Source organism: Microbacterium ureisolvens, assembly GCF_019511645.1.
In the GTDB taxonomy this organism is placed as follows: Bacteria; Actinomycetota; Actinomycetes; order Actinomycetales; family Microbacteriaceae; genus Microbacterium; species Microbacterium ureisolvens_A.
Window position 1 is genome coordinate 70,200 of the sequence record NZ_JAEUAX010000007.1, and the last position, 18,414, is coordinate 88,613.

Annotated in this window: 19 protein-coding genes and 1 tRNA gene; 4 read left to right on the plus strand and 16 right to left on the minus strand. The window is 70.8% G+C overall.

Annotation, left to right across the window (positions count from 1 at the left end):
- The first annotated feature begins 1 nt into the window (after position 1).
- A complete protein-coding gene (gene trhA / locus JNB61_RS13720) occupies positions 2-745 on the plus strand; it encodes a PAQR family membrane homeostasis protein TrhA (RefSeq protein ID WP_223214837.1) in 744 nt (247 codons plus the stop codon).
- A 58-nt stretch (positions 746-803) separates the two neighbouring features.
- On the opposite strand, the gene JNB61_RS13725 is transcribed toward trhA, so the two are convergent.
- Positions 804-1,115 carry a hypothetical protein gene (locus JNB61_RS13725; protein ID WP_220289863.1) on the minus strand — a complete coding sequence of 104 codons (312 nt, stop codon included), beginning with the start codon at positions 1,113-1,115 and terminating at the stop codon, positions 804-806.
- A gap of 114 nt (positions 1,116-1,229) precedes the next feature.
- Between JNB61_RS13725 and JNB61_RS13730 the strand changes: the two genes are divergently transcribed.
- Both JNB61_RS13730 and greA read left to right on the plus strand, forming a co-directional pair.
- Entirely contained in the window at positions 1,230-1,628 is a 399-nt protein-coding gene (locus tag JNB61_RS13730; RefSeq protein WP_220339987.1) for a DUF4307 domain-containing protein, read from the plus strand.
- Between the two features lie 131 nt (positions 1,629-1,759).
- Positions 1,760-2,251: a transcription elongation factor GreA gene (gene greA, locus JNB61_RS13735; RefSeq protein ID WP_045296735.1), complete on the plus strand. Its 492-nt coding sequence runs from the start codon at positions 1,760-1,762 to the stop codon at positions 2,249-2,251.
- 44 nt (positions 2,252-2,295) lie between these two features.
- Here the strand turns inward: greA and ilvA are convergent, their stop codons facing one another.
- Complete coding sequence (ilvA, locus tag JNB61_RS13740) at positions 2,296-3,576, minus strand: threonine ammonia-lyase (RefSeq protein WP_220340050.1); 1,281 nt, start codon at positions 3,574-3,576, stop codon at positions 2,296-2,298.
- A gap of 8 nt (positions 3,577-3,584) precedes the next feature.
- On the minus strand, positions 3,585-4,775 hold the full coding sequence (locus JNB61_RS13745; RefSeq protein WP_220339988.1) for an AI-2E family transporter: 1,191 nt from the start codon (positions 4,773-4,775) through the stop codon (positions 3,585-3,587).
- Positions 4,776-4,862: 87 nt separating this feature from the next.
- On the opposite strand from JNB61_RS13745, the gene JNB61_RS13750 reads away from it, so the two are divergent.
- Positions 4,863-6,176: a winged helix-turn-helix domain-containing protein gene (locus tag JNB61_RS13750; protein WP_308291268.1), complete on the plus strand. Its 1,314-nt coding sequence runs from the start codon at positions 4,863-4,865 to the stop codon at positions 6,174-6,176.
- Between the two features lie 24 nt (positions 6,177-6,200).
- Here the strand turns inward: JNB61_RS13750 and JNB61_RS13755 are convergent, their stop codons facing one another.
- From JNB61_RS13755 to JNB61_RS13815, 13 genes are all read right to left on the minus strand, one after another.
- Positions 6,201-7,295, minus strand: a complete 1,095-nt coding sequence (locus JNB61_RS13755) for a DNA glycosylase AlkZ-like family protein (protein WP_220339989.1) — start codon at positions 7,293-7,295, stop codon at positions 6,201-6,203.
- Between the two features lie 116 nt (positions 7,296-7,411).
- A complete protein-coding gene (locus JNB61_RS13760) occupies positions 7,412-7,978 on the minus strand; it encodes a LemA family protein (RefSeq protein ID WP_159843239.1) in 567 nt (188 codons plus the stop codon).
- 82 nt (positions 7,979-8,060) lie between these two features.
- Positions 8,061-9,374 (minus strand): D-arabinono-1,4-lactone oxidase, encoded by a 1,314-nt coding sequence (locus JNB61_RS13765; protein ID WP_220339990.1) that lies wholly within the window; start codon positions 9,372-9,374, stop codon positions 8,061-8,063.
- A complete protein-coding gene (locus JNB61_RS13770; RefSeq protein ID WP_220339991.1) occupies positions 9,371-10,600 on the minus strand; it encodes an alanine racemase in 1,230 nt (409 codons plus the stop codon). Before JNB61_RS13770 ends, JNB61_RS13765 begins: the two co-directional genes overlap by 4 nt.
- A gap of 189 nt (positions 10,601-10,789) precedes the next feature.
- Positions 10,790-10,862: transfer RNA gene (locus JNB61_RS13775), tRNA-Leu, on the minus strand.
- 73 nt (positions 10,863-10,935) lie between these two features.
- Positions 10,936-12,378, minus strand: coding sequence for an NAD(P)/FAD-dependent oxidoreductase (locus JNB61_RS13780; RefSeq protein ID WP_220290090.1), 1,443 nt, complete (start codon positions 12,376-12,378; stop codon positions 10,936-10,938).
- Positions 12,379-12,412: 34 nt separating this feature from the next.
- Positions 12,413-13,687: a S8 family serine peptidase gene (locus JNB61_RS13785; RefSeq protein ID WP_220289875.1), complete on the minus strand. Its 1,275-nt coding sequence runs from the start codon at positions 13,685-13,687 to the stop codon at positions 12,413-12,415.
- Complete coding sequence (locus JNB61_RS13790) at positions 13,684-14,202, minus strand: DUF501 domain-containing protein (protein WP_159843232.1); 519 nt, start codon at positions 14,200-14,202, stop codon at positions 13,684-13,686. The genes JNB61_RS13785 and JNB61_RS13790 overlap by 4 nt, the downstream gene beginning before the upstream one ends.
- A 97-nt stretch (positions 14,203-14,299) precedes the next feature.
- Entirely contained in the window at positions 14,300-14,851 is a 552-nt protein-coding gene (locus tag JNB61_RS13795; protein ID WP_308291269.1) for an FtsB family cell division protein, read from the minus strand.
- A 36-nt stretch (positions 14,852-14,887) separates the two neighbouring features.
- Entirely contained in the window at positions 14,888-16,168 is a 1,281-nt protein-coding gene (gene eno / locus JNB61_RS13800; RefSeq protein ID WP_220289879.1) for a phosphopyruvate hydratase, read from the minus strand.
- Positions 16,169-16,264: 96 nt separating this feature from the next.
- Complete coding sequence (locus tag JNB61_RS13805; RefSeq protein WP_220289881.1) at positions 16,265-16,951, minus strand: O-methyltransferase; 687 nt, start codon at positions 16,949-16,951, stop codon at positions 16,265-16,267.
- Between the two features lie 32 nt (positions 16,952-16,983).
- Positions 16,984-18,006 carry a DUF1648 domain-containing protein gene (locus JNB61_RS13810; RefSeq protein WP_220339992.1) on the minus strand — a complete coding sequence of 341 codons (1,023 nt, stop codon included), beginning with the start codon at positions 18,004-18,006 and terminating at the stop codon, positions 16,984-16,986.
- Positions 17,984-18,355 carry a GntR family transcriptional regulator gene (locus JNB61_RS13815; protein ID WP_220289885.1) on the minus strand — a complete coding sequence of 124 codons (372 nt, stop codon included), beginning with the start codon at positions 18,353-18,355 and terminating at the stop codon, positions 17,984-17,986. The genes JNB61_RS13810 and JNB61_RS13815 overlap by 23 nt, the downstream gene beginning before the upstream one ends.
- Positions 18,356-18,414: the final 59 nt, after the last annotated feature.

The window sequence follows — 18,414 nt, forward strand, 5'->3', positions numbered from 1 at the left end:
CATGAGCCGCCGTCGCAGTCTCCCCCGGGCGCCCGAGGTCCCCGTGCTGCCACTGATGGACGCCGCGGCGGTCGACGCCGCGACGCCCGACCTCAAGCCGAGCTGGCGCGGCTGGATCCACGCGGCGACCTTCCCCATCGCGATCGCCGCGGGCGTCGTGCTCATCGCGCTCGCGCAGGGAGCGCCGGCGAAGTGGGCCTCAGCGGTGTTCATGGCCACGTCGCTCCTGCTGTTCGGCAACTCCGCGCTGTACCACCGGTTCAACTGGCAGCCGAAGACCAAGGCGATCCTCAAGCGCATAGACCACGCCAACATCCTGCTGCTGATCGCCGGCACCTACACGCCGATCGCCGTGCTCGCGCTGCCGCCGCAGCAGGGGACGCTCCTCTTGATCCTCGTCTGGAGCGGCGCGCTTCTCGGCATCCTGTTCCGCGTCTTCTGGATCAACGCCCCGCGCTGGCTCTACGTCGCGCTCTATCTCCTGCTGGGATGGGCGGCCGTCATGTACATCGTGCCGCTGTTCCAGGCCAGCGCGGCCATGATGGTCCTGGTCGCCGTGGGCGGCATCCTCTATACGATCGGCGCGGTCGTCTACGCGCTGAAGCGCCCGAACCCGTGGCCCGGCCACTTCGGCTTCCACGAGATCTTCCACGTCTGCACGGTGCTCGCGTTCCTCTGCCACTGGACGGCGTGCCTGCTCATCGCCCTGGATCCGTACTCCCCGTCGCTGGGGCTGCCGGGCTGAGGACGATGACGGATGCTGCGGCCCGCGGCATCCGTCTCACCTCGAGGCTCTCGGGTCTTCAGGGCCTGGGCGCCTCGCCGCGATCGTCGTCGGCCGCCGGATCGATGCCCTGGTCGTCGACCTCGGTAGCCTCCACGGCCCGCGCGGCCTGCTCCTCGGCGTCCAGCTGCTCCTGGATGTCGGCGCGCACGCGGCCCCGGCGGATGCGGCGCATCATGTCCCACACCAGGAAGATCACCGCGATCGCGATGAGCGCGGTGAAGAGGAATCCCACGACTCCGGGGCTCACGAGGTTGGGGTCGACCGCGGGCGTGGGAGTCGGCGTCGGAGTCGTCGCGGTGGGAAGGATCCCGGCGATCGCGTGCTGCATGGGTTCCTCGCTCTGCCCGCGAGGCGGGCGATGTCGTCGGGGGTGCGCGCGAGCGCATAGCCTGGAGTTCCAGCCTAATATTCCGATCCGACCCGACGAGCCCGAAGGAGCGGCGTGACCACGCAGGAGATGCTCGACGAGCGCTACGGGCGTCGCCGTTCGCCCCTGCGCGGGTGGATCATCGGTGCCGGCATCGTCGTCGCGGTCGGTCTCCTGGGATTGTTCGGCTGGTTCACCGTGCGGGGGTCGCTCAACGCCGTCGACTCCGACACGACCTCGTTCGAGGTCGTCGACGAGCACTCCGTGATGCTCGGATTCCAGATCAGCAGTCCGCCCGGCGCCGCGGTCGCCTGCGCGATCGAGGCGCAGGACGAGGAGCACGGCGTGGTCGGCTGGCGCGTCGTCGAGCTGCCCGCATCCGACCTGCATGCACGCGCGTTCCGCGAGCCGATCCCGACGACAGCTCTCGCCACCACCGGCTTCGTGAACTCGTGCTGGGTGCTGCCTGAGTGAGTTTGTCCGAACAGACGCGGTGACGTAGTCTGGCGGGACATCAGCAGAATCGCGCCCTGGCCGTGAGCCAGGGCGTTCGGTTTATGCCCGCACGGCTCCGGCCGGCAGCGGGCCCAACGAAGGAGTCAGCCGTGTCCACCGACGCCCCCGTGACCTTCCTCACCCAGGACGCCTACGATCGCCTGGCCGCCGAGCTCGAGCACCTCTCGACCACCGGCCGCGAGGAGATCGCCAAGCGCATCGAGGCCGCGCGCGAGGAAGGCGATCTCAAGGAGAACGGCGGCTACCACGCCGCCAAGGACGAGCAGGGCAAGCAGGAGGCGCGCATCCGCACGCTTCAGCACCTGCTCAAGACCGCCACGGTCAGCGAGGCGCCCGAGAGCAACGGGGTCGTCGAGCCCGGCACCGTCATCACCGCGATCGTGGCGGGCGGCGAAGAGGTGTTCCTCCTCGGCAACCGCGAGATCGCCGTCGGCTCCGAGCTCGACGTGTACAGCGAGGCGTCGCCCCTGGGTGTCGCGATCCTCGGCCGCAAGGAAGGCGAGAAGACCTCCTACACGGCGCCCAACGGCCGCGAGATCGCCGTGGAGATCGTCAAGGTAGAGACCTACAACGGTCAGTGAGCCCGCTCGGCCTCAGGGGATCCCCTGAGGCCCCTTGCGGCCCGCTAGTCCGGAACGACCGTGGGCTCGTAGCCCGCATCCTCGAGCACCGAGATGACGTGCGCGCGGTGCTCCTCGCCGCGCGTCTCGACGCTGAGCTGCAGGATCACCTCGCTGATCTGGATCCCCTGCCCGTGGCGGGTGTGCAGCACCTCGATGACGTTCGCGCCGGCGATCGCCAGCAGCTCCGACACACGCGCGAGCTGGCCGGGACGATCCGGCAGCGGGATGCGCAGCGTCATGTAGCGACCGGACGCCGCGAGCCCGTGTGCGACGACGCGCTGCAGCAGCAGCGGATCGATGTTGCCGCCCGAGAGCACCGTCACCGTCGGACCGGTCGCAACGACCTTGCCCGCCAGGATCGCCGCCACGCCGACGGCGCCCGCCGGCTCCACGACCTGCTTGGCACGCTCGAGCAGCACGAGCAGGGCCCGGGCGATGTCGTCTTCACTCACGGTCACGACCTCGTCGACGAGCTCGCGGATCATCTCGAAGGGCAGGTCCCCCGGCCGCGCCACCGCGATGCCGTCGGCGATCGTCGGCGACGTCGGGACCTCGAGCGGATGCCCCGCCGCCAGCGACGCCGGATACGCGGCGGAGTTCTCCGCCTGCACGCCGATCACCCGCACCGTGCGGCCCTCTGCAGCAGCACGCGCCTTGACCGCCGCGGCGACGCCGGCGACGAGCCCGCCCCCGCCGATGCCGAGGACCACCGTGTCGAGGTCGGGGAGCTCGTCCATGAGCTCCAGGCCCAGGGTGCCCTGACCCGCGATGACGTCGTGGTGGTCGAACGGGTGGATGAACACGGCGCCCGTGCGCTCGGCGAACTCCGCCGCCAGGCGCAGCGGCGTCTCGACCGTGGCGCCCTCCAGGACGACGTCGGCGCCGTACCCGCGGGTCGCGAGGAGCTTGGGCACCGGCACGCCGAGCGGCATGAAGATCGTCGCGTGGATGCCGAGAGCCTTGGCCGCGAGCGCCACCCCCTGGGCGTGGTTGCCGGCAGAGGCCGCCACGACACCGCGCGCGCGTTCGTCGGCGGTGAGCCGTGAGAGGCGGTAGGTCGCGCCGCGGATCTTGAACGAGCCGGTGCGCTGCAGGTTCTCGAGCTTGAGGTGCACCGGCACGCCGAGGACGTCCGACAGGTGCTGCGAGGCGTCGAGCGGCGTGTGGGAGATGACGCCCTCGAGGGTGGCGGCCGCATCCTCGAAGTCGGCGAGCGTCGGCACGGCGGACGCGTGCGGCGCCCGGGCGGGAGCGGTCTCGGAGATCTGGTCGGCGGATGACATGGCGGTGGTCACGAACGGACTCTCCTCGGCCGGGGAACGGTGCTCCAGATGAGGTCCCCGGTGGGTCTGGCGCCGGTCTCCCACGCGCGTTCGGCAAGGTAGACCGCGACGACGTTGACGAACGCGGCGAGCGGCACGGCGAAGAGGGCGCCCGGGATGCCGGCGATCATGGCGCCGCCGGCGACGACGAGCACGACGGCGAGCGGGTGGACCTTGACGGCTGAGCCCATGAGGAGCGGCTGGAGCACGTGCCCTTCCAGCTGCTGCACCCCGAGGACCACCACGAGCATCCACAGCGCGATCCACGGACCGTTGTAGACGAGCGCGAGGAACACGGCGACGGCTCCGGTGACGACGGCGCCGACGATCGGCACGAACGCGCCGAGGAAGACGAGCACGGCGACGGGGATCGCAAGGGGCACCCCGAGCAGCGCAGCGCCGAGACCGATGCCGACGGCGTCGATCGTCGCGACCAGCAGCTGGGTGCGCGCGTAGTTGACGACGGTGACCCACCCGGCGCGGCCGGCGCCGTCCGCGGCGGGACGCCCCTTCTTGGGGAACAGCCGCAGGGTCCAGCGCCAGATGCCCGCGCCGTCGGCGAGCAGGCACAGCAGGATGAAGAACGCGAGCACGGCGCCGGTGATGACGTGCCCGATGGTGGAGCCGATGGCGAGCGCCCCCGACCAGAGCAGCTCGGCCTGCTCCTGCAGGAACGTGAACCCCTGCGCGAGGAGGTCGTCGATCTGGTCCTCGCTGAGGTGCAGCGGACCGTCGATGAGGTACTGCCGGAACTGCTCGATCGCGGCGACCGTGCTCGCCTGGACGGAGTCCCACTGCCGCATGATCTGCCACACCACGAGCCACAGCAGCCCTGTGACGATCGCGATGGTTCCCACGACAGAGATGACGATCGCCAGCCAGCGGGGCACGCGACGGCGCAGCATCCATGCGAATGCGGGCCACAGCAGTGCGGTCAGCAGGATCGCGATCAGGAGCGGGATGACGAGCAGCTTCAGCTGGATCACCAGCCACACGCCGACGCCGATCGCGGCCGCGACGACGATCAGGCGCCATGAGTAGGCGGTCGCGACGCGGAGGCCGCGCGGCACCGCCGCCGACGTCTCGGTGGAGACGACCCTGCTGCGGTCGCGGACGGCGTCGAGGAGGGAGCCGCGGGGCTTTTCGTCGGAGCCGCTCATTGGGCCAGTCTAGGCGCGTCGCATTCCGCGCCGGTCATGGACGGGCGCCCCGGTGGGATGTCGGGGGCTCGGGCTACGCTGGCGCGCGTGAAGTCCTCTCTGAGCGCCGCAGAGGCGCGTCGCGTGGCCCTCGCCGCGCAGGGTTTCGGGCGGTCCCGCCCCTCCGCCGCCGGCACCCGGCAGCTGAACGGTGCCCTGGCGCGCATGGCGACGCTGCAGATCGATTCGGTCAACGTCTTCGCCCGGTCCCACTACATGCCGTTGTTCTCGCGCGTCGGCGCCTACGACACTGCTGCGCTCGACCGCCTGCTGTTCGCCCGCCGCCCCCCGTACGTCGAATACTGGGCGCACGTGGCCGCCTTCATCCCCGCCGACGACTGGGGGCTCTTCGACTTCCGCATGCAGGCGCTGCGTGCCAAATACGGCAGCGAGCCCGGCGGCTGGTTCGACGCCAACCGCGACATCGTCGACTGGGTGCGCGCCGAGCTCGCCGACCGCGGTCCGCTGCGCCCGGCGCAGATCGAGCACGACGCGAAAGAGAGCGCTCGCGGGCCGTGGTGGGACTGGGACGTCGTCAAGCGGGCCCTCGAGTATCTGTGGATGTTCGGCGAAGTGGCGATCGCGGGTCGCCGCGGCTTCGAGCGGCGGTACGGACTCGCCGAGCAGGTGATCCCGCGCCACGTCCTGGACGCGCCGGTTCCCCGAGACAAAGCCGTGCACGAGCTCGTTCGGCGCGCGGCCCGGGCTTACGGCGTCGCGACCGCCGCCGACATCGCCGACTACTGGCGCATCGCCGACCGCAAGGCGGTGACGACCGCGGTCGGCGACCTCGTCGACGCCGGCGAGCTGCACCCGGTGACGGTCGAGGGGTGGACCACGGCGGGGCGCCCCGCCAAGGCGTGGCTGCACGCCGATGCTGCCGTCCCGCGCAAGGTCGACGCCGCCGCGATCCTGACGCCGTTCGACCCGGTCGTGTGGTTCCGCGACCGCGCCGAACGGCTCTTCGACTTCGAATACCGCATCGAGATCTACACGCCGGCGCCGCGGCGGCGGTTCGGCTACTACTCGCTGCCCGTCCTCATCGGCGACGACATCGTCGGTCGTGTCGACCTCAAGGCCGACCGCGCGGCCTCGACACTGCTGGTCCAGTCCGCGTGGTGGGAGCACGGCCGGCCCACCGACGCTGCGCCCCGCCTCGCCGATGAGCTTCGGCTCGCCGCCGCCTGGCAGGGTCTCGAGTCGATCTCGATCTCCCGCTGGGGCGACGCCACCGATGACCTCGCGCGCGCGATGCCCGAGGCGTCGCGTCACGACGCCGGCCCGGCGGAGCCGGTGGCTCTTGCCGCGCAGGAGCCCGGAGCGGACCCGCGCGATATCGACGTCGACGCGCTGGCGGGATGATCCCGCGCACGGGGCGCCCCGTGGTCAGGCGCCCGGGCCGACCACCTCGAGCCCGAGCCAGCGGGCGAGATCCTCGACCTGGGCGTCCACCGACTCCCGTACCTCGTCGGTGAAAGGTTCGTCCTCATGCACGGCATGCACGCGGAGCACGCCGGCCCTGCGATCGGCTTTCGCGTCGAGCTTGCCGACGAATCGGTCCCCGTGGAGGATCGGCAACGCGAAGTATCCCCACCGGCGCTTCGCCGCGGGCTTGTACATCTCGAGCACGTATTCGTAGCCGAAGATCTCCTCCAGCCGACGCCGATCGAACACGACGCGATCGAAGGGCGACAGCAGCGCGGTGCGCGCGACGAATTCATCGGCGGCGACGAGCGCGCCGGGATCGACGCGCCACACACCGTCGACTCCGTCGACCAATGCCTCCTCGCCGATCTCACCGACATCGATCGGCTCGAAGGGCTGGGCGACGCCCTTCGCGCGAGCGATTCCGAGCGATGCGAGCCGGCGCTCCGCACGCTCGCGCCCGGCCTCCTCGGCGCTCGGGTGGGCGACGTCCGCGGGGTAGACGCGTTCGGCGAGGTCGAACCGGCGGCCCCCGGCATCCCGTGAGGACACCGCCACATCGCCGCAGAGCACGAGCATCTCGAGGAGCTGCATCGAGTTGCGGTTGTTCGTCCATCCCGACGAACGCCACGACACCTGCGCGGCGTCGGGGACCTCTGCGGCCCGAAGCGGACCCTCGGCCCTCAGCCGAGCGAGCACCTCGCGGCGGAACACCTCGTTGGCGGCCAGCCACTCCCGCGCCTGCGCCGACTCGGGGCGTCGCCGCATCTCGGGGATGAGCAGGGCGAGGTCGGTCATCGCCCGATAGAAGCCGCCCCACTCGAACACCGCACGATCCTCCTCGAAGAGTCGTACGAGGTCGGCAGGCTGATACGGCCACCCGAGCCGGCTCCACAGGATCAGGTCGGCGCTCGGGGCGACCGCCGCGGTCGGCTCGATGTTGACCACAGTGAGTGCGTCGATCGTCTCGACGATGCCTGCGGGCCTGTCAGCCGTCAGCAGCTGGCCATGCAGCGCGACGCGCCGCGCCTGCTCACGAGTCAGACGATGCACCATGCCTGGACGCTATCGCCGGCGTCCGACGTGCGTCACGGCATCTCGACGCACTCCGCTCGCTCGACCTGGAGAGGCGAACCGTGCACCGCTGGTTCGTCGCATCTACCCGGCCCGACTCAGAACTGGACGCGCGGCGGCTCCGAGATCGCGGCGCCGTCGATCACCTCGAAGAACTCCCGTTCGTGGAAGCCGAGGTTGCGCGCGAACATGTTGTTCGGGAACACCTTGATCTTCGTGTTGAGCTCGCGGACCCCACCGTTGTAGAACCGGCGCGAGGCCTGGATCTTGTCTTCGGTGTCGACGATTGACTGCTGCAGCTGCAGGAAGTTCTGGCTCGCCTGGAGCTGCGGATACGCCTCCGCGACCGCGAACAGCGACTTCAGCGCCTGCTGCAGGTGCCCCTCGGCGACCCCGGCCTCGGCCGGCCCCGACGCCGACAGCGTCTCGGCCCGCGCCCTCGTCACGTTCTCGAACACGGCCTTCTCGTGCGCGGCGTAGCCCTTCACGGCTTCGATCAGGTTCGGGAGCAGATCAGCGCGGCGTTTGAGCTGCACCGTGATGTCGCTCCACGCCTCATCCACCCGGACATTCAGCTGCACGAGCGAGTTGTAGGTCGCCCAGAGATAGATGCCGACGATGACGACGAGCGCCACCACGATGAGGACCGGGATCAGCCATTCCATTGCCGAGGCTCCGTTCGATAGACACCTCATCCTACCGACGCGAAACCCCCTGGCATGTGGGGTATTCCCCGACTCTCAGCCGTTACCCACCGAGTACGCGATCGAGGTACGGATTGCGGAACAGCCGCTCCGGGTCGAGGCGGTCGCGCAACGCGAGGAAGTCGTCGAACCGGGGGTAGCGCACCCTCAGCTCCTCGGCGCCGAGGGTGTGCATCTTGCCCCAGTGCGGACGCCCGTCGAAACCGAGCATGATCTCCTCGACGGCCTCGAAGTACTCCGTCGGGTCCTCGCGCCAGTACCGGTGCACCGCGATGTAACCCGAGTCGCGGCCGTAAGCCGTCGACAGCCATCTATCGTCAGCGGCCGCGACCCGCACTTCGATCGGGAAGCCGATCCGCCAGCCGCGCTGCCCGATGAGGGTGCGCATCGCCTCGAAGGCGGGGCGCAGGTTCTCGACCGGCACCGCGTACTCCATCTCGCGGAACCGCACCGATCGGCTGGTCGCGAAGACGCGGGCCGAGGCATCCGTGAACTCCCGATTGCCCCAGATCCGCGCCGACAGCCGGTTGATCGGCGGCACGAGCGCCGGGATGGTCGCGCCGGCTGCACACGCGAGCTGATGGGCCCCGGTGCCGACGAGCGTATCGTCGATCCACTTGCCGACGGCGGGGAGCGGGTGCCGCGGCGCGCTCTCGGGCAGCCGCGTGTTGGTCTTCGTCATCGCTCGGTCGGTGTGCGGGAACCAGTAGAACTCGAAGTGATCGGCCGCCGCCGCGCGTTCGTCGAGTGCGCCGAGGACCTCCTCGAGATCTTCCGACTGCTCGACGGCGTGCAGCACGAACGCCGGCACGCACTGCAGCGTGACCTCGACGAGGATGCCGAGAGCGCCGAGCCCGAGAGCGACCGCCGGCACCAGCTCGGGGTTCTCGTTCTCGCTCACGGTGAACAGGTCACCCGTTGCCGTCACCAGCGTCGCGCCGACGACCTGGCCCGCGATACCCGTGAACCGCTCCCCTGTGCCATGCGTACCGGTGGAGATCGCGCCGGCGATCGACTGACGGTCGATGTCGCCGAGGTTCTCCATCGCGAGGCCGAACGGTGCGAGAAGCGCCGGGATCTCGTGCAAGCGCGTGCCCGCGAGGAGTGTCACCCGTGCGCGGTCGACATCGACCGAGACGAGCCCGCTCAGATCGCGCAGCTCCAGCAGCGCGCCGGGCGCCACCGCGACGCCGCTGAAGCTGTGACCGGCACCGACCGCCTTGATCGGCATGTGCTGCGCCGCCGCGGCGACGACGGCTCGCTGCACGGCCGCAACCGTCCGGGGGACCTCGAAGCGCAGCGGCCTCACCGACTCCGTGCGGCCCCAGTTGCGCCACACCGCCCCGGGGCGGGTCACAGGAACGCCTTGCCTTCGCCGCGGTAGGTCGCCACCTCCCCCACGCGGGTGGCGCCGTCGACGAGGTGATAGCGGTCCACGCGCTCGGCGAGCTCGCCGCTCTTGGAGTGGCGGAACCACACACGGTCTCCCACATGCAGGTCGCGCGCCGCGTCGCCTCGGAGGGGCGTCTGCACCTCGCCGGCTCCCTCCCGGGGCGCCATGCGCAGGCCGGCGGGCCACACCGCACGGGGCTGGCGGGACTCGAGCGCGGGGCCGGAGGCGATCCACCCGCCGCCGAGCACCGTCGCGACCTCGGGAGCCGGCTTGCGCACGACCTCCAGCGCGAAAGCGGCGGCCGGCGCCGGATGGAAGGCGCGGTAGCCATCGAACAGGTGGCCGGCGAGCAGCCCGCTGCCGGCGGTGACCTCGGTGACGGATTGATCGGATGCCGTGAGCTCGAGGGACCCGGTTCCGCCGCCGTTGACGAACTCGAGCGGCGCGATGTCGCGCAGCGATGCCACGATGGCGCTGCGGCGATCGAGAAGCTCGGCCGCGGAGCGACGCTGCATCCAGCGGATCACGGCGTCGCCGGAGCCGGTCGCGTCTCCCTGCCCCGCGATCTGCGCCTCGTACATCATGAGGCCTACGAGGCGGAAGCCCGGGCGGGCGGCGATCGAGCGCGCGAGCGCGGCCACCTCGGCGGCCTCGTGCACCGGCGAGCGGAGCACGCCGATGTGGCCGAGCGCGGGTGCCCGCCACGAGGCATCGGCGTCGATGGCCACGCGGATCTCGGGGCGCGCACCGGGTGCGGCGACGGCGTCCACGAGGTCGAGCTGCGCCAGGTCGTCGACCATCAGCGTGATGCGCGATGCGGCGGCCTCGTCGGCCGCGAGCGCCGCGATCGCGGCACGGTCGGCCGTCGGGTAGCCGAGGACGATGTCGTCCATCGTCTCGGCCAGCCACAGCGCCTCAGGAAGCGTGAACGCCAGGACGCCCTGGTAGCCGGGCAGTGCCAGGACGGCGTCGAGAACCTCACGCACGCGGACCGACTTGCTGGCGACGCGGATCGGCACACCGCCGGCCCGCACGACGAGGTCGAGGGCGTTGTACCGCAGCGCTTCCGCGTTTATCGCGGCGATCGGGCCGCTCGCGTCGGCCAGGGCGTGACTCATGGCGTCCCAGTAGGACGCGGGGTGGTCCCACGGCTTCGTCGCCGCGGACGTGGACAGCAGATCGAGACTCATACGGCTCGCTCCGGGTGCGTGCGCATCGCCCCAGCCTAGAGCGCTGGGAGCGGTACCGATGACCGGCTGTGGACGGCGATTCGCACCCTGCTGCGCCGAGACGATCCTGCGCTCGGTCCCTCGCCCTGGCGGCGCGTTCCTGCTCGACTTCTTCGTCGGCACGTCGACGGAGCACAGGGTGCGGCCGAGTACCCCCGGTGGGATTCGAACCCACACTTGAGCGAGTTTAAGTCGCCTGCCTCTGCCGTTGGGCTACGGGGGCGGATCGCATGCCGCCGGGAACGCGAATGCCGCAGGCTCATCTTCTCAGAAGAGCCTGCGGCATTCGTTCGACGTCAGTTCGCGGCGACCTTGTCGGCGTCGGCCGCGGCCTTCGCCGGCGCCTTGCGGGCCGGAGCCTTCTTGGCCGGCGCGGCTGCCGGAGCAGCCTTCTCGGCGGGCGCCTCGACCGGCTGCGGCGGGCGCGGGCGGGCGGCGAATTCTTCGAAGACGTAGCGCGGGTTCTGCACGGTCGACAGGTTCACCATGTCGCGGCCGAGCCAGAAGTTGTTCCACCAGCCCCACAGCACACGCCACTTGCGCTCCCACGACGGCATAGCCAGGCCGTGGTAGCCGCGATGGGCGAGCCACGCGATCCAGCCCTTGAGGGCGATGTTGCCCGACTGGAACACGCCGACCCAGAGCCCCAGACCCGCGACTGCGCCGAGGTTCTTGTGGTAGTACTCACGGGGCACCTCGCCGCGCAGCACGGCGACGAGGTTCTTCGCGAGGAGCTTCGCCTGACGCACGGCGTGCTGCGCGTTGGGAACGCAGTAGCCGCCTACGCCGCCACCGGTGAGGTCGGGCACGGCCGACACGTCGCCGGCGGCCCAGGCGCCTTCGACGACCTCGTCCTCGGTGCCCACCCGCAGGTCTGCGCGGGTGCGGATGCGGCCGCGCTCCTCGACGGGAAGATCGCCACCGCGCACGACCGTGGGGTTCGCCATGACGCCGGCGGTCCAGATGATGAGGTCGCTCGGGATCGTCTCGCCGGTCGACAGCTCGATGTTGCCGCCGACGGCGCCGGTGACCTGCGTGTCGAGGTGCACCGAGGCGCCGCGCTTGGCGAGGTTCTTCAGCACCCACTCGCTGGTCTTCAGCGACACCTCGGGCATGATGCGGCCCATCGCCTCGATGAGGTGGAAGTGCGTGTCGTCGAAGGTGAGCTGCGGGTAGCTCTTGACCAGCGACGAGGCGAGCGAGCGCAGCTCGGCGAACACCTCGATGCCGGCGAAGCCGCCGCCGACCACGACGACGGTGAGCAGGCGGTCGCGCTCGGGACCCGCGGGCAGCGTCGACGCCTTGTCGAAGTTCGACATCAGCTTGTCGCGGATCGCGACCGCCTCTTCGATCGTCTTCAGGCCGATGGCGTTGTCGGCGATGCCGGGGATCGGGAAGGTGCGCGAGACCGCGCCCGCGGTGACGACGATCTGGTCGTAGGCGAGCTCATACGGCTCGCCGGCGATCGGAGTGATCGTGGCGACCTTGTTCGCGTGATTGATGCCGGTGACCTTGGCGGCCACGACGTTCGTCTTCTTGAGGTGGCGACGCAGCGCGACGACCGAATGGCGGGCCTCGATCGAGCCGGCGGCGACCTCCGGGAGGAACGGCTGGTACGTCATGTAGGGCAGCGGGTCGACGATCGTCACGTCCGCCTCGCCCTTGCGCAGATGCTTCTCGAGCTTCCAGGCCGTGTAGAAGCCTGCGTATCCGCCACCGACGATGAGGATCTTGGGCACGGTGTTGGTCACGGTTTGGAGTACTCCTCCTGTGTCAGCGGCTCGGCGCGCGGGACGCCAATCGGATGCGTCGGACAGCAGCGGTGACGCCGAGCGCCACCAGTATAGCCGTCGCCGTGACCAGCAGGAGCGGGAGCGTGCCGTAGATGACGGTGTCGCGATCGGGCAGGAGGGGCGATACGGCGCGCGTCATCGGTTCGGCCTCCGGCAGCGGCGGAACCTTCACCGGCGCGGCCGAGTCTTCGGGAAGCGGGTCGACCGGCGCCCGGCGGTACAGGCGGACCCAGTCCTCGAGGCTGCCCATCGGGTTCGCGGTGACGCTCGGGATGCTCGCCGAGACGGCGGCTGCGGCATCCACCAATCCGTAGCCGTAGAGCACGTCCGGCACGTCCGTCGCACCCGCCGCCGGCCGGGCGGTCTTGATGATGCGGTTGATGACGTTGTTCGCGTCGAGCTCGGGGTGCGCGGCGCGCACGAGGGCCGCGATGCCGGCGACGATGGGTGCGGCGCCGCTCGTGCCGTCCCACGAGACCAGCGTCGAGTCGGCCGAGACGCCGATGAGCTCCTCGCTCGGCGCCGAGACGCCGATCGTGATCCCCTGCGTCGACGCCTCGACACTGGCCTTGCCGGAGCGATCGACGCCACCGACCGTCAGTACTCCCGGGATCGTCGCGGGAGCGCCCACCCGCGTCGTCCCGCTTCCCCGGTTGCCCGCCGCCACGACGACGACGACGTCGTGCTCGAAGGCGTAGAGGAAGGCCTCGTCCCAGCTCTCGGGCCAGTCCGGCACGTTCGTCGTCAGCGACATGTTGATGACGTCGGCGCCGTTGTCGACCGACCATCGGATCGCGTCGGCGATCTGGTCCGAGAACGGGCGCCGGGCGGATGAGCCGAACGCGACCGACACCGACAGCAGCTGTGCCTCGGGTGCCACGCCGATCATCCCGGTGTCGGGGCCGGTGCCCCGGCCCGCGGCGAGGGAGGCGACCCAGCTGCCGTGGTCTCTGTCGACGGCGCCGACGGGCGTGCGCCCGTCGGACGACCCGCCGCCCGAGACATCCGTGCCTGCGGCGACCGCGCCGTCGAACTCGACGGGTCCCCGACCGATCCCGGTGTCGATGACCGCGATCTTCACCCCGGCCCCGCGCGTGGTCCCCCACGCCTTGTCGATGCCGTAATCGCTCAGCCAGTACTCGGCCTCGCGCACCGGGTCGCCGGCGGGCGCGGCCTGTGCCGCCGCAGGCGCGGCCGCGACGAGGGTCATCGCGACGGCGGCCGCGGCGATGCCCGCCACGAGGCGCCGGATCATCCGCCGGATCCCGGCTGCGCGCACACGCAGCGCGCCGGCGACCACGATGACATGGCCAGTGCCCGGTCGCCGATCGGGTTGACCCCCGGACCCGCGGCGAGCGCGTGACCGGCCAGCGCGTGCAGGCACTTCACCCGCGTCGGCATGCCGCCCGCGGAGATGCCGGCGATCTCGTCGACGTCGCCGAACTGGGCGCGGTCGCGCAGATAGGACTCGTGCGCGCGCTGGTACGCGGCGGCGACGTCCTCGTCGGCGGCCAGCTCCTCCGAGAGCTCCCGCATCACGTGGTCGGCTTCGAGCATCGACATCGCGGCGGTCGCGGCAGGGTGCGTGAGGTAGTAGAACGTCGGGAACGGCGTGCCGTCGGGGAGCCTCGGCGACGTCGCGACGACGGTGGGGTTGCCGCAGACGCAGCGGGCTGCGATGCCGACGACGCCGCGCGCAGGACGACCGAGCTGCTCGCGGAGCACGGCCAGATCGGCGTCGCTGACAGGGGGATACGGCGGGGTCGTCACAGAGGTGCTCCTTGGTCGGGCCCAGATTACCGGCGCCACCTGGGATGGTCCTGGACCGCGCAAGGCGGACGCGCCGCCGGCTTCGCAGCCGGCATCCTCATGGCGTGGGCGTGGTCGAGGGTTCGGGGTCGGGTACGCCCACGGTCAGCGGAGCGACAGTCTGCGCGAGTCCGGCCTCGGTGACCGATCGCACGAGCTTCGACATCCAGTCCGCGTCGGCAGCCTGGAGCTCGTCGCTCACCGGGTCCTGCTCCTGCGGCGCGAGCTCGGGGGGAAGATCGTCGTCGACGAGGTACACGACCTCGCCGGGCTTCACGTAGTACAGACGCTCGCGCGCCTGCGTCGTGATGTAGGCGGGGTCTTGCCAGCGGTCCCGCTGCGACTCGAGCTCGGCGACCTCGTCGCGGCTGAGCTGCACCGCCGCCTCGAGCGCGGCGACCTGCTGACGCTGGTCGACATAGGTGCCGATGGTGGGCACGAGCACGAAGGCCGCCAGCACGACCAGGCCCATCATGATCACCATGAAGCCGGACAGGCGGATGCCGCCGAGCCATGCCCGCACGTCGACCGGGCGCCGTGCGCTCACGGGGCGGCGACGGGCTCCGGCGGCTCCGGGGGTACGAGAAGGGGGAGCCGTCGTCTTGGCCACGGCTCCCCCTCTGGTCGAGATCACGCTGTCAGCGCATCAGCCCTTGAAGCGGGGGAAGGCTCCGCGGCCCGCGAACACCGCGGCCTCGCCGAGCTCCTCTTCGATGCGCAGAAGCTGATTGTATTTCGCCACGCGCTCGCTGCGGGCGGGCGCGCCGGTCTTGATCTGACCCGCGTTCACGGCGACCGCGAGGTCGGCGATCGTGGTGTCCTCGGTCTCGCCCGACCGGTGCGACAGCATGGAGCGGTAGCCGTTCTGGGTCGCCAGCGCGATCGCGTCGAGCGTCTCCGACAGCGTGCCGATCTGGTTCACCTTGACCAGCAGGGCGTTGCCGACGCCGAGGTCGATGCCGCGCTGCAGGCGCTCCGGGTTGGTGACGAACAGGTCGTCGCCCACCAGCTGCACCTTCTTGCCGATCTTGTCGGTGAGCGCCTTCCAGGCGTCCCAGTCGTCCTCGGCGAGCGCGTCCTCGATCGTGACGATCGGGTAGTTCTCGACGAGGTCGGCGAAGTAGTCGGTGAGCTGCTCGGCCGACCACGGCTTCCCCTCGACGGTGTACACGCCGTCCTTGAAGAACTCGGTCGCGGCGACGTCAAGGCCGACGGCGATGTCCTTGCCCGGGGTGAAGCCGGCCTTCTCGATCGCCCGGATCAGGAAGTCGAGGCCCTCGCGGTTGCTGGGGAGGTCGGGGGCGAAGCCGCCCTCGTCGCCGAGACCGGTCGCGAAGCCGGCGGCCTTCAGCTCGCCCTTGAGGACGTGGTAGACCTCCGTGCCCCAGCGCAGCGACTCGGCGTACGTGTCGGCGCCGATGGGGGCGAGGAAGAACTCCTGGAAGTCGATGCCGTTGTCGGCGTGCTCGCCGCCGTTGATGACGTTGAACAGCGGCACGGGCAGGACGTGCGCGTTCGGGCCGCCCAGGTAGCGGAACAGCGGCAGGTCGGCCGAGTCCGCGGCGGCCTTGGCGACCGCGAGCGAGACGCCCAGGATGGCGTTCGCGCCGGTGCGGGACTTGTTCTCGGTGCCGTCCGTGGCGATGAGGATCTCGTCGACGAGACGCTGCTCGCTCGCCTCGACGCCCTCGATCGCGGGTCCGAGCTCGTCGATGACGGCCGCGACCGCCTTCAGCACGCCCTTGCCGCCGTAGCGGCCCTTGTCGCCGTCGCGCAGCTCGTACGCCTCGAAAGCGCCGGTCGACGCGCCCGAGGGGACGGCCGCGCGCTGGACGATCCCGTCGTCGAGCAGCACCTCCACCTCGACGGTCGGGTTTCCGCGCGAGTCGAGGATCTCACGGGCGCCTACAGCCTCGATCTGTGCCACAGGGGGTCTCCTTGCTTGGTGGAGGGTGGTTCGTCGGAGCGTCGTCGGTCCGCCCAAGAGTCTAGTGATGACGGATGCCGAGGCCAGCGGCAGCCGTCATACGACGATCGCGATCGCGATCCCGTCGTAGCCCTTCGCGTCGAGCGTCTGGATGGCGGTCGCGTCGAACCGCGGGTCACGGCCGAGCATCTCGAGGCCGCGCTGGACGCCGATGATCTGGGGATTCTCGGTCGCGGGGTTCGCGACCTCACCGCCGCGGACGGTGTTGTCGACCATGACCACGGTGCCGGGGCGGCCGAGCCTGGCCGCCCAGTCGAGGTAGATCGTGTTCGACTCCTTGTCGGCATCGATGAAGACCAGGTCGAAGGGCTCGCCGCCCTCGAGGGTCGGCAGCACGTCGGCTCCGCGACCGAGCCGGATCTCGACCTTCTCGCCGACTCCGGCACGGTCGAGGTTCGCCCGGGCGAGCTCGGCGTTGCGGGGCTCCGCCTCGATCGTCACCACCCGGCCGCCGTCGGGAATTCCGCGCGCCAGCCAGATCGTCGAGTACGCGCCCAGGGTGCCGATCTCGAGCACGCGCCTCGCGCCGGACATGCGGGCGATCAGATGCAGCAGCTTGCCGTTGACCGGCGCGACCTCGATGGCCGGGAGCCCTGCGTCGTTCTGCTCGGCGACCGCCTGATCGAGTCCCGGATCATGCCCGACGAGCAGTTCGGTGAGGTACGCGTCGACGCGCTGCCACTTCTCGGGAGTGGGCCAGGTGTCGCCAGTGGGATCGGCCATGCCCTCAGCCAATCCTCGACGACCGCCGGGCGTCAAGACCTGGCGGCGGCACGCTCCACGAGCGCCTCGAGGAGCGCGGCCCCCGTGCCGGCGTCGTCGACGGTCACGACGAACCGCTTGCCGCTGTGACGAACCACCTCGATCGCCTCACCGGTGCGCAGCACGACCCCGAACCGGCGCCCCGCGCCCAGGCGAATGCCCCAGCCGCCGAACTCCCCCATCGGGTTCGCCTCCACACGAGCCGCCGAGACGACATCGACGAGCGGAACGTGGAACCTCGGGACGCCGAGCACGGAGTCGACGTGCAGGCCGGTGTCGTCCACCCGCACGTGGAAGGCGAGCGTCGTCGCGGCGAACGCCAGGAGCAGCAGCGCGATCGCGGTGAGGAGCCACGCCAGGAGCGGCTCGACGCCGGTCGCCCAGGCGACGACGGCGGAGGCGGCGACGAGGATGACCGCGGCGACGATGGCGATCGCACCGCCGGTGTTCATCGCGGTGGCCCGCACCCACACGGCACGCTCGCCGGCGGCGAGCAGGAGCGGCGTCGCCGGCGCCGGGATGTCGTGTGCGGACCGCTGGTGGGGCTGCAGGTACCACGCGCCCACGCCGACCGACGCGGCCGCCGCGAGCGCGGCCGCGAGCGCGACCCAGACGGTGGGCGCGTCGGCGGCGCTGTCCAGGCCCGCCTGCAGTGCGAACGTCACGGTGAAAGCGACCGTCGTCAGCGCCGATGTCGCCGCCGCCGCCGCACCGAGCAGCCGGTACGTCGCTCCGCGCTCTCCGCGGCGCAGTCCCGGCAGGGTGGTCATCGCGATGAGGAACGGGATGCCGAGACCGAACGCGACGGTCATCAGCGGCTGCGTCCACGCCGGGGCGAATCCGTCGGCCTCCCCCGCCGCGTTCCAGTGCACCGCGACCGTCGGCGGAACCTGCGGCAGCAGCAGGAGTTGCACGGCGACAGCCAGGGCCACGAGGGCGATGGGCAGCCACACCGCGACGAGCACGAAGCGGCGGACGACCGGGCCGGGGTGGTCAGCGGGCGTTGCGTTCGTCATGGGTGGCGATCTCCTTCACGAGGGCGGCGAGTGCGTCGGGTGCGAGACCTGCCGCGCGCGCCCGCGCGACGAGGTGGTGGATGTCGTGGTGAAGGCTCGCGAGCGTCGAGGCCTGCTCGGTGACGACCGCGCCGCGGCCCCGACGGAGTTCGACGAGCCCTTCGTCGCGGAGGTCCTGGTACGCGTGCAGCACGGTGTGCACGTTGACCCGGAGCGCCGCGGCGATGTCGCGTGCCGCGGGAAGCCGGTCGCCCGGCTTCACACGCCCGGCCGCAGCATCCGCTCTCACGGATGCGGAGATCTGGGCGAACAGCGGCGCATCGCTTTCGGGATTGATTCTCACCAGCACGATCTAATTCTAGTACCACTAGAACAACTGAGGTAAACAATTGTCGGAATCCGCCAAGC